Source organism: Streptomyces diastatochromogenes, assembly GCF_002242805.1.
In the GTDB taxonomy this organism is placed as follows: Bacteria; Actinomycetota; Actinomycetes; order Streptomycetales; family Streptomycetaceae; genus Streptomyces; species Streptomyces diastatochromogenes.
This window is the reverse complement of the sequence record NZ_MCGQ01000122.1, coordinates 1-10,215: the sequence shown is the minus strand read 5'-3', so window position 1 is coordinate 10,215 and position 10,215 is coordinate 1. Positions and strand designations below refer to the sequence as shown.

The window sequence follows — 10,215 nt, the reverse complement described above, 5'->3', positions numbered from 1 at the left end:
TCCGCACCCTGCTCAACCGACTGACGCAACTTCCGGCCACAGCCGGCGGGCCTCCGGAATCCGCCGTGATCGCCGTACTGCACGCGGCAGCGCGACTGGCCACGGCGACCGCAAGCCACCTGCGGGCGGGGCCGCCGCCCGTGGCGCCGTACGAGCAGCTGGTCGCGGCCCGCGCACACCTGTCGGCCTTGTCCGCCGCCCCCGCTGCCACCGACGGGACCGCTCCCGCACCGGACCTCCCGCCCGCCGTACTGCGCCGGCACGCCGCCGTGCTGGAGGCCGCCTATGCCGCGCTCACCATGGGCACGGCGGCCGACATCGCCGTACAGGGCCGAAAAGCCTCCGTGGAGGTGTCGCCGGCGCGCTTCTGGTACGCCACGGCCCCGGCCCCGTACCTGTGGTGGCACCGGCTGCGCGGCCACGCCGAGCGCCGGTCGGTGTTCTTCCAGAACGCCGTGCGCATAGCCATGGCCCTGACGGCGGCCCGGCTCGTGGCCGGGTTGGACACGCTGCCCCACGGGTTCTGGGCCATGCTGGCGACGCTCACCCTCACCCGGACCACCATGGACGAGACCTGGAGCACCATCCGCCGGGCTCTCGCCGGCACGCTGGCCGGCGCCCTGGTGACCGCCGGGACCCTGGCCCTGGTGGGAGCCCACACCGCGGTGTACGCCGCCGTACTGCCGGTGTGGATGCTGGTCGCGTTCACCGTCGGGCCGGTCAAGGGCGTCGGCTGGGCGCAGGGACTGTTCACCGTGCTCGTGGCGCTGGTCTTCGCCCAGCTGGCGCCGCCGACGTGGCGGTTGGCCGAGGTGCGGATGCTGGACGTCCTGGTCGGCAGCGCGATCGGCGCGGTCTTCGGCCTGCTGGCCTGGCCCCGCGGAGCCCACGACGAGCTGCGCCGCGCGACGGCCGGGCTGCTGCGCAGGGCCGCCGAGATCGTGGTGGCGACCAGCGCCTCGGTGGCGGAGGGCGGGGCGCCGGCCACACCGTCCGGGGTGACCGGCCACCAGTCCCTGCAGCACGCGGTCATCCTCGCGGAGTCCGCGTACGCGCAGTTCCAGAGCGAGCCGACGCCCTTCGGAGGGCGGCGCCGCGGGGTGGCGCTGCCCGAAGTGGACTGGCAGGCGACGCTGATGGCCGGCCACCACACCCTGTGGGGGTCGGAGCGGCTGCTGGGCCCGCCGCACGCACCGCCGGGGCCGGCGGCGGCCGAGTCGGTCAGCGGGCTGGGGGACCGGGTGGCCGGGAGGATGCTGCTGGTCTCGGCGGCGCTGGATCCCGGGGCCGACACCCCGACCGCCTCGGTACCGCCGATCGACCCGGCGCTCACGGGATTCACCACGGAGCCGCCCGGAGCGCCGCGGCTGTACTACGCCACCGTGTCCTGGCTGGGCTCGCTCATGAACGATCTGGCTCGGATCGCCCACGGGAGCCGAGAGTGAGGCCGGGGTCACCGGTCGTGCCGGTGTCCGTCAGGCGGCGGGTGCCTCGGTCTTGTAGGGCGCGAAGCCGGCGTTGGACTTGCATCCGAGGTTCTCGTAGGTGTTGATCTTCGTGTCCGGATTGGTGTAGGTCAGGTGGTACTTGCAGGCGCCCTTGATGTACCGGCCGTCCACCCCGCCCGGGAAGTCGATCTCCTTGTTCCAGAGGTAGGGAGACTGGTAGCCGTTGCGGCGGGCGGTGGCGTTGACGTCGATGCCGCCGGGGGCGTAGATCTCGTAGACCCAGCCCGTCTTGGCAGCTCCGTATGTGGCGAATTTCTGGGCCACCCACATCTCGCAACTGGTGCTGAGGTGTGCGCTGTTCTGCCCGCCACCCTTGACGATGTACTCGGAGAGGGGAGTCACCCCCTTGCCCCGGGGGGTGAAGCCGGTGTGGAAGATCTCGTCCACGTTCTCCCGGGTGTCGCCGCGCCAGAGTGTGTTGACGTCGTCTCGCCACTGCCAGCGCTCGTTCGCCGCGGCGGCAGCGACCGTCCGGGCGATCTCCGGCTCGGTCGTCGTGCGCCACCAGTCCCAGGCGCGGTAGTCGACGACGGGCCCGCAGGGGAGGGTCAGGTCATCGGCGGCAGCCGCGACGGCCATGGCCGGGGAGGCCGCGACGGTGGAGACGGCAGAGGCGAGAGAGACGGCGGCGAGCACCCGCAGAGCGGCCTGCAACATGGTGGGATCCCCTCAGTTGATCAACCTGACGGGCCCTTGTATAGGTGGGCCGACCGCGGCGCGCCGAGAGCGAGACGCAGCTACCACCCGCGCGGGTGAGTTAGTCGTACCGGCGCGGCTGATCGGCGCGGACGTCCTCCGCCGCCGCAGGACCGGACCCCACTCCGAGACGACCAGTAAGCTGGATCAGCGTGAGAACCGGCACGTCAACGACCGTGCTGGTACACGGCTCGAACACGAGGGAGCGACCGATGACAGCGGGAACCGAGCGGGCAGTACTGGCGGGCGGTTGTTTCTGGGGGATGCAGGACCTGATCCGCAAGCAGCCGGGCGTCGTGTCCACCCGCGTCGGGTACAGCGGCGGTGACACGCCGAACGCCACGTACCGCAACCACGGCGACCACGCTGAGGCCATCGAGATCCTCTTCGATCCCACGGCCACGAGCTACCGCGACATCCTGGAGTTCTTCTTCCAGATCCACGATCCGACCACGCGGGACCGCCAGGGCAACGACATAGGGCGCAGCTACCGGTCCGCCATCTACTACACCGGCGAAGAGCAGCACCGCGTCGCCGTCGACACGATCGCGGACGTCGAGGCGAGCGGACTGTGGCCGGGGAAGGTGGTCACGGAGGTCGAGCCGGTGGGCGACTTCTGGGAGGCCGAGCCCGAGCACCAGGACTACCTGGAGCGCTATCCGAACGGCTACACCTGCCACTTCCCGCGCCCGAACTGGAAGCTGCCGCGCCGGGCCTCGTCCCAGACGAGCTGAGGCGCGGATCGCGCGGGAGCGGTCAGTAGGCGCCGGGGCTGAGCCGCTGCAGGACGGCCTGCCCCGCCGCCCGGTGCTCGGCTGCCTCGGCCGGATCGGTCCCGTCGAGCACGGTGGCGATGCCTTCATGGGTCGGCGCTTCCTCGTACCGGTCACCCAGCCGTGGGGCCGGCTCCAGCGCCTGCCGGTGCAGCCGTAGGGCCTCCTCCGGGAGGCCGGCAAGCCGGCAGGTCTCGCCGTAGCCGTTGAGGAAATGAATCTTCCAGTGTTCCTCGAACAGCTCGTCGAGCAGCGCGAAAGCCTTCCGGTGGCTGGCCAGTGCCTCCACGTACCGGCCCATCCGCCGCAGTGCGACGCCCCGGCAGTTCAGGCACCACGCCTGGTTGTGCAGGTGCCCGTCGTCGCGGGCCGGCGCCGGCGCGTGGTGCAGGTGCTCCGCCGCCTCGTCGGGCTCGGCGTGGGCGATGGCCACGCCGAGCGTGATCCGGGCCGTCGGAGCGGGCGGCCACGCGGGGTCGGCGTGCGGGACACCCAGCACCTCCCGGGCCCGCCGTGCCGCCTCCGCGCGGTGCCCCAGCTGCAGCATCACCCAGGCCTCCGACGCGGCCGCGTGGGCCATGGCCGCCGGACTGCCGGCCTGCTCGTACAGCTTCCCGGCCAGCCGGAAGAGTTCGAGCGGCTCCTCGACGTGCCCCGCGTCCCAGCCCAGATAGCCGCGGCGCATGGCCAGTTCGGCTTCCAGCTGCGTGTCCTCGGCCTCGGACAGCCGGAGCTCGGCGGCCTCGTACGCTGTCGCGGCCTCCGCCGTCCGGCCCGCGTCGTAGCGCGCGAAGCCCACGTGGCTGTGTGCCTCGGCCAGTTGCAGCGGATCGCCCAGGCGCTCGGCGGCGGCGAGCGGCCGCTCGAAGAGGACGTTGAGATGCGTCGTGCCGCAGCGCCGGGCGAAGTACGCCCGCAGGAAGCGCGGTAGTTCGCACACGTGTGGGTCGGCCCCGACGGCGGGCGCCGCCTGGAAGGCCGCGAGGAGGTTTCCGTACTCCGCGGCGAGCCAGGAGAAGGCCACGTTCTTGTCCGTGAACCGGCGCAGCTCGGCCGGCGGCCGGCCCGCCGAGGCCGCACGGCTGGGGACAGGAACGGCATCGCCGCGTGCACGAAGTGGTCGAGGACCCGGCCGAGGGCCCGCTCCTGCTCGGCCGCCGGGTCCTGTTCCGCCGCGGCCCGGCGGGCGTGCTGGTGCACCAGGCCGTGCAGCCGGCAGCGGCCCGCCGTCGGCTGCTGCAGGTCCTCGACACGGCCGCCACCTGCCTGGACGAGAAGCAACTGGCCGCGATCATCCTGACGATCGGCGTCACCGACCTCTTCGACCGGCTCTACGCCACCACCCGCCAGATCGCCGGCGCCCGCGGCTGACGGACAGCGCGGCGCCGTCCCAGGTGAACCCCGTGACCGGCAGCTTCGGAGAAGCCGTCCCTGCGACACCTCTCCACCGTGAAGATGTACCCACCCATCCGTAGACCGGGAGGAACCCGCTGTGAAGGACGTACAGAAGCCCGCCGAGAACGCCACCGCGACCGACACGACGTCCGAGGGGTTCACGGACGAGGAGCGTGGCGCGATGAAGGAGCGCGCCCGGGAGCTGAAGGCGTCCGCGCGCCGCGGATCGCGCGCCGACAAGGCGGCGGAGGACGAGGCCGCCGTACTCGCGAAGATCGCCGAGATGCAGGAGCCGGACCGCGTCATGGCCGAACGGATCCACGCCGTCATCAAGGCGAGCGCGCCGGACCTCGCGCCGAAGCTCTGGTACGGCATGCCCGCGTACGCCAAGGACGGCAAGGTCGTCTGTTTCTTCCAGAGCGCGCAGAAGTTCAACGCGAGGTACGCGACGTTCGGCTTCAGTGACAAGGCCAACCTCGACGACGGCAGCATGTGGCCGGCCGCCTACGCCCTCACGGAGCTGACCGCCGCCGACGAGGCGAGGATCGCCGAGCTGGTGAAGAGAGCGGTGAACTGACGCTCCGGGGACGGGTATTGCTCGGGGCGGGTGTGTGGGCGCCGCTCTCACGCCGCGCCCCGCACGCCGCCGCCTCAGAACACGGCCCGTACCTCTCCCACTTCCTGCCCTCCGCCCAGCAGCGGCATACGGCCCACGCGGTCGATCACGGGTGCGGTCAGGCCGGTCAGCCGGAGTGCGCGGGCCAGGACCGGTCCCAGGGCCCGGGTGCCCCCGTCCTCGATCTTGAGGGCCAAGGCGCGGCCGTCGGGCAGGGCGACGGCCTGGACGGCCTCGGCGCCCACCTTCGACAGGGCGCCCGGTATCTCCCGCATGAGCCAGGTGTCGTGGCGGCGGGTGCCGGCGACGTACTCGGGGTGGGCACGCATGGCGTCGGCGACGCGCCGCTCGGGCGTGCCGGGTGCGGCGAGGACGAAGGAGCGGAAGGCACGGGCGAGCCCGGTCAGTCCGATCGCCATCAGCGGTGCCCCGCAGCCGTCCGTGCCGACGGCGGCCACCGGCTCGCCGGCCGCCTCCTCCACCACGGTGCGGATGAGCCGCTGCAGCGGGTGGTCCGGGTCGAGGTAGGAGTCCAGCGGCCAGTCCCGCAGCGCGGCGGCCGCCAGCATCGCCGTGTGCTTGCCGGAGCAGTTCATGGCCACCCGGTCGCGGCGTACGCCCGCTGCCAGGTAGGCCTCCTGCTCCTGCTGGTCCAGGGGGAGCGAGGGCGGGCACTGCAGGTGTGCCGGGCTCAGTCCGTGCTCGTCGAGCATCGTGCGCACCAGGTCGCGGTGGAAGGCCTCACCGGAATGGCTCGCTGCCGCCAGCGCCAGCCGTTCGCCCGCGAGGTCCAGTCCGGCCCGCAGCACACCCGCCGCCTGCATCGGCTTGTTGGAGGAGCGCGGGAAGACGGGGGACGTCACGTCACCGAGTGCCAGTTCCACCGAGCCGTCGGCGGCGAGCAGGACCAGGCTGCCCCGGTGCCGCCCCTCGATGAATCCGGAACGGACGACCTCGGCGAGGACCGGGTTGGCGGCGGTGTCAGGGGCCATGGCGGGCTGGGGCATCGGCGGTGACCTTCCGGACGCGAATCGGGCCCCTGCCCGACCGGCCACCCGGGATCGCCGGAACCGTCGGTCATATGAGCAGGCGGACCACCTGGGTTTGTGCGTCACCGTACCGCCGGGCGAACCGCGCGCCGCAGCCGCCCGGCGTCCGGCACCGGGCCTGAGCGGGCAGGCGTGTACCTGACTCAGTCGGTTTCGCCCTCCAGGACGCGGCGGGCCGCCTCCGCTTCCGCCGCTGGCGGGGACAGCTCGTCGAGGGTGTCCAGCTCGGTATCCGCTTCCAGTTCCCGTTCCCAGGCCGCCGCGAGCCGCTCCTGCTCCTCGCGCGGTCGGGCGCCGACGGCCTCCCGGTGATCAGGGTCCAGAGCCGCCAGGAATCGTTCGACCGGGTCCGTCGGCATACCGTGCTCCTTGTCGCCGGGAAGGGGTGCCACACCCGGCCCAGCATGGCCAACCGGTCCCGTGCCGCCCGCCCGACACGGCTTGATACCACCCTGATGGCCCCGCCGCCCCGCCCCACCCTCCGGCACCCCGCGACAGTCCGGCGAACCCCGTACCCACACCGGGACCGGGCGTGCCCGCACAGGCGTCGGCGCCGGGCGAGTGCCTCTGCGCGGCGTGATGTCCGTTTAACCCCATTAAGATGAAGTCTGTGATCAGTTCAGGACGGCTCCGGCGTCGCCGCCCTCGACACGGTGGCCGACGGGAACCTGTTCTGCTGTCACCGGTGATCCTTACCGTGATCATCACCGGCCTGGCGTTCGCCACCCCGAGAGAGTTCGCCTTCAGCAGGCTCCTGCCCGCGGCGCCGGCCCTCGCGGCCGCGATGTGGACCGTCGTCCCGACGGTCCTGCTGGGGATCTTCTGCCTGGTGGTCATGGTCACGCTCAGCTTCTTCTACTCCGATCTGGGGACGCCGTACACGGGCGCCGCGATCATCGCGGTCACTTTGGCGGCCGCCTACGCCAGCCATATTCGACTCCAGCGGGAGGAGATGCTGTTCCAGGTCCGGCTCGTCGCCGACGCAGCCCAGAAGGTGCTGCTCCGCCCGCTGCCGCGCCGCATTCAGGACGTCGAAATCGAGTCGCTCTATCTGGCGGCCCAGGAGCAGGCCCGGATCGGAGGCGATTTCTACGAGGCGGTCGACACGCCGTACGGGGTCCGCCTGCTCATCGGCGACGTGCGCGGCAAGGGACTCCAGGCGGTGGGAGCGGCCTCGGCGGTGATCAACTGCTTCAGGGAGAACGCGTACGACCTGCCGGACCTGAGGAGCATCATCCACCGCCTGGAGGCCAGCATCGCCCGTCACAGCCTGGCTCACCCGGCCCCGGATCAGCCCGAGCACTTCGCCACCGCGCTGATCGCCGAGATCCCGTACGGCGGTGGGCAGGTCAGAATTCTCAACTGTGGGCACCCGCCGCCCCTGCTGGCGCGGCGCGGGCAGATCCGCGTCCTGGAGTCCACCATGCCCTCGCCGCCCCTCAACCTCGCGAACCTCCTCGGAGACCACTACTTCGTCGACACCGTCGCCTTCGACGAGGGCGACCAGATGCTGCTCTACACCGACGGCGTAACGGAGACCCGGGACCGCGACGGCACCTTCTTCCCGCTGCCGGACTGGATGCGGCAGCTCGGCCCGGCGCCACCCCGTGAGCTGCTGGACCGGCTGCACCGGGACCTGCTCCACTACAGCGGCGGAAAGCTCGACGACGACATCGCGGCCCTCGCCGTGCGCTGCCGGACCCCGCTGGGGCTGGAGCACTCCGAGTAGGTGGCCGGGTTCCTCTTTGTGGCCGCGCGGCATGGGTGGCCGGCCGGCGGCAGGTCGCCCCGGCGGCAGCGGACACACCGGTCGCCGAGCGGTGAGCCGCAGTGTTAGAAAAGGGGCATGAGCGGACGTCACCGCTGGCCGTGGGGGCGAGCGGCGCCGCCGCCCGGCACGCGGTGGTCATCCGCTCCGCCCCGGCGTACACGTCCCTTGCCGGCGAAGAGACGCCGCCTGTTGCCCTCCCTGAGCGTTCGCACGCTCGCCGCGCAGGTCTTTCTGCTGCAGGCCCTCATCATGCTGGTCGTGGTCACGGTGGCGGCAGCCGCACTGGTGGTGCAGGGGCGGTACGACGCCGAGCGCAGCGCCAAGGACCGTTCACTGGCCGCGGCGGAGGCGTTCGCGCACGCACCCGGCACAGCAGCCGCGCTGCGGTCACCGGATCCGACGGCACGGCTGCAGGTGGCCGCGGAGCGGGCGAGACTGGGATCCGGCGTCGACTTCATGACCGTCCTGGACAAGCACGGGGTCCGGCTCACCGACACGGATCCCGCCCTGATCGGCACGAAGGCGGAGGGCGTCGGCAGAGCCGCCGCGGGGGAGACGTTCACGGAGACGTTCCACGGCCGGCCGACCGACGCCGTGCGCGCGGTCGTCCCCGTGACGGATGCGAGCAGGCGCGTGATCGGCATGGTCAGTGCCGGGATCCGGGTCGCGACCCTGGGGCACGTGCTCAACCGGCAGCTGCCGCTGCTGCTCGGCGCGGCGGCCGGGGCGCTCGTGCTCGCGACCGGCGGCGCGGCTCTGGTCAGCCGGCGGTTGCTCCGGCAGACCCACGGTCTCGGCCCGGCCGAGATGACCCGGATGTACGAGCATCACGACGCCGTGCTGCACGCGGTGCGCGAGGGGGTCCTGATCGTCGGGAGCGACGGGCGGCTGCTGCTCGCCAACGACGAGGCGCGCGAGCTGCTGGGCCTCGCCGAGGACGCCGATCAGTGGCAGGTGACGGAGCTGGGTCTGGGGCCCGGTCTGACGCGGTTGCTGGAGTCGGACGAGGCCGCCTCCGACGAGGTGATCGCGGTCGGCGACCGGCTGCTGGCGGTGAACACACGGCACACCGCACCGTACGGTGGCGCGCAGGGCCTCGTCGCCACGTTCCGGGACACCACCGAGCTGAGAGCGCTGTCCGGCCAGGCCGAGGTGGCGCGGGGCCGGCTGTCGTTCCTGTACGAGGCGGGCCTGCGGATCGGCACCACGCTCGATGTGCGGCGTACGGCCGAGGAGCTCTCGGAGATCGCGGTCCCACGCATGGCCGACTTCGTCACCGTGGAACTCCTCGACGCCGTGCTGCGCGGCGAGGAGCCCACCGGCGCCGTACACCGGATGCGGCGCACCGCGCTGAAGGAATCACAGGCCGGGCATCCCTTGCAGCCGGTGGGAGATCTGATCCAGTTCGTAGTGGCCGATACGCCGATGGTGGCGGCGCTGCAGCGCGGCAAGGCCGTTCTGGTGTCGGACCTGCACACCGCCCAGGACTGGCGGGCCCAGGATCCGGAGGGTGCACGGCAGGCGCTGGACTACGGCATCCATTCACTGGTTACGGTCCCTCTGCAGGCCCGGGGGATCGTTCTCGGCATCGTCAACTTCTGGCGGGGCGCGGACTCCGCGCGGTTCGAGGAGGAGGACGTCGCGGTGGCCGAGGAGCTGGTCGCCCGGGCGGCTGTCGCGATCGACAACGCACGGCGGTACTCCCGTGAGCATGCTATGGCCATGACGCTGCAGCGCAGTCTGCTGCCCGTGGGGCTTCCGGACCAGGCCGTACTGGAGATCGCCTCCCGCTATCTCCCGGCGCAGTCCGGCGTGGGCGGCGACTGGTTCGACGTCATCCCCCTGCCCGGCTTCCGGGTGGCACTGGTCGTCGGGGACGTCGTGGGGCACGGGTTGCACGCGGCGGTGAACATGGGACGGCTGCGGACCGCGGTGCTGAACTTCTCCTCACTGGACCTGGCCCCGGACGAGCTGCTGGGCCATCTCGACGAGATGGTGACGCGGCTGGACACGCAGTCGGCGAGCGCCGACGACGACCGTGCACCGCTCACCGGTGCCACCTGCCTCTACGCCATCTACGACCCGGTGGGCGGGCACTGCACCCTCTCCCGGGCCGGGCACGTCGCACCGGCTGTGGTGGATGCCCAGGGCAGGGTGACCTTCCCCGACGTTCCCCTGTCGCCGCCCCTGGGGGTGGGTGGGTACCCCTTCGAGGCCGGGGAGCTGGACCTGCCGGAAGGCAGCCGTCTCGTCCTGTTCACCGACGGCCTGATCGAGAACCGTGGACGGGACATCGACGAGGGCCTGGAGCTGCTCAGCTCGACCATTGCCCGTGCGGACCGGACACCGGAGGAGACCTGCCGCGCCCTGATGGAGACGATGCTGCCCGAGACCCCCAGTGACGACG

Annotated in this window: 9 protein-coding genes and 1 pseudogene; 6 read left to right on the top strand and 4 right to left on the bottom strand. The window is 72.1% G+C overall.

The annotated features are described in order from the left end of the window. Positions 1-1,445 (top strand): FUSC family protein (locus tag BEK98_RS46775; protein ID WP_107428345.1); only part of this gene is annotated, 1,445 nt, incomplete at its 5' end. A gap of 30 nt (positions 1,446-1,475) precedes the next feature. Here the strand turns inward: BEK98_RS46775 and BEK98_RS46770 are convergent. Further along, positions 1,476-2,165 (bottom strand): scabin-related ADP-ribosyltransferase, encoded by a 690-nt coding sequence (locus BEK98_RS46770; protein WP_094222898.1) that lies wholly within the window; start codon positions 2,163-2,165, stop codon positions 1,476-1,478. A gap of 251 nt (positions 2,166-2,416) precedes the next feature. On the opposite strand from BEK98_RS46770, the gene msrA reads away from it, so the two are divergent. Beyond that, a complete protein-coding gene (gene msrA, locus BEK98_RS46765; RefSeq protein WP_094222897.1) occupies positions 2,417-2,938 on the top strand; it encodes a peptide-methionine (S)-S-oxide reductase MsrA in 522 nt (173 codons plus the stop codon). Positions 2,939-2,960: 22 nt separating this feature from the next. Here the strand turns inward: msrA and BEK98_RS50665 are convergent, their stop codons facing one another. Continuing rightward, a complete protein-coding gene (locus BEK98_RS50665; RefSeq protein ID WP_244202310.1) occupies positions 2,961-4,001 on the bottom strand; it encodes a tetratricopeptide repeat protein in 1,041 nt (346 codons plus the stop codon). A gap of 215 nt (positions 4,002-4,216) precedes the next feature. Between BEK98_RS50665 and BEK98_RS51585 the strand changes: the two are divergent. Further along, positions 4,217-4,348: pseudogene (locus BEK98_RS51585) on the top strand (carboxymuconolactone decarboxylase family protein); the annotation flags it as partial. A 205-nt stretch (positions 4,349-4,553) separates the two neighbouring features. Then, complete coding sequence (locus tag BEK98_RS46755) at positions 4,554-4,949, top strand: iron chaperone (protein ID WP_094222896.1); 396 nt, start codon at positions 4,554-4,556, stop codon at positions 4,947-4,949. Positions 4,950-5,023: 74 nt separating this feature from the next. On the opposite strand, the gene BEK98_RS46750 is transcribed toward BEK98_RS46755, so the two are convergent. Both BEK98_RS46750 and BEK98_RS46745 read right to left on the bottom strand, forming a co-directional pair. After that, the gene (locus BEK98_RS46750; protein WP_094222895.1) at positions 5,024-5,995 is read right to left on the bottom strand and encodes an asparaginase; all 972 of its coding nucleotides are present in this window, start codon (positions 5,993-5,995) and stop codon (positions 5,024-5,026) included. A gap of 185 nt (positions 5,996-6,180) precedes the next feature. Continuing rightward, positions 6,181-6,396: a hypothetical protein gene (locus BEK98_RS46745; RefSeq protein ID WP_094222894.1), complete on the bottom strand. Its 216-nt coding sequence runs from the start codon at positions 6,394-6,396 to the stop codon at positions 6,181-6,183. A gap of 326 nt (positions 6,397-6,722) precedes the next feature. On the opposite strand from BEK98_RS46745, the gene BEK98_RS46740 reads away from it, so the two are divergent. After that, positions 6,723-7,766 (top strand): PP2C family protein-serine/threonine phosphatase, encoded by a 1,044-nt coding sequence (locus BEK98_RS46740; protein ID WP_244202309.1) that lies wholly within the window; start codon positions 6,723-6,725, stop codon positions 7,764-7,766. Between the two features lie 117 nt (positions 7,767-7,883). Next, positions 7,884-10,215: SpoIIE family protein phosphatase (locus BEK98_RS46735; protein WP_425276670.1), on the top strand; the 2,332-nt coding region annotated here is incomplete at its 3' end.

Bases quoted from the DNA above. Each gene is read 5' to 3' on its own strand.
- BEK98_RS46770 (WP_094222898.1), bottom strand. From the start codon at position 2,165: ATGTTGCAGGCCGCTCTGCGGGTGCTCGCCGCCGTCTCTCTCGCCTCT.
- msrA (WP_094222897.1), top strand. From the start codon at position 2,417: ATGACAGCGGGAACCGAGCGGGCAGTACTGGCGGGCGGTTGTTTCTGG.
- BEK98_RS46755 (WP_094222896.1), top strand. From the start codon at position 4,554: ATGAAGGAGCGCGCCCGGGAGCTGAAGGCGTCCGCGCGCCGCGGATCG.
- BEK98_RS46750 (WP_094222895.1), bottom strand. From the start codon at position 5,995: ATGCCCCAGCCCGCCATGGCCCCTGACACCGCCGCCAACCCGGTCCTC.
- BEK98_RS46745 (WP_094222894.1), bottom strand. From the start codon at position 6,396: ATGCCGACGGACCCGGTCGAACGATTCCTGGCGGCTCTGGACCCTGAT.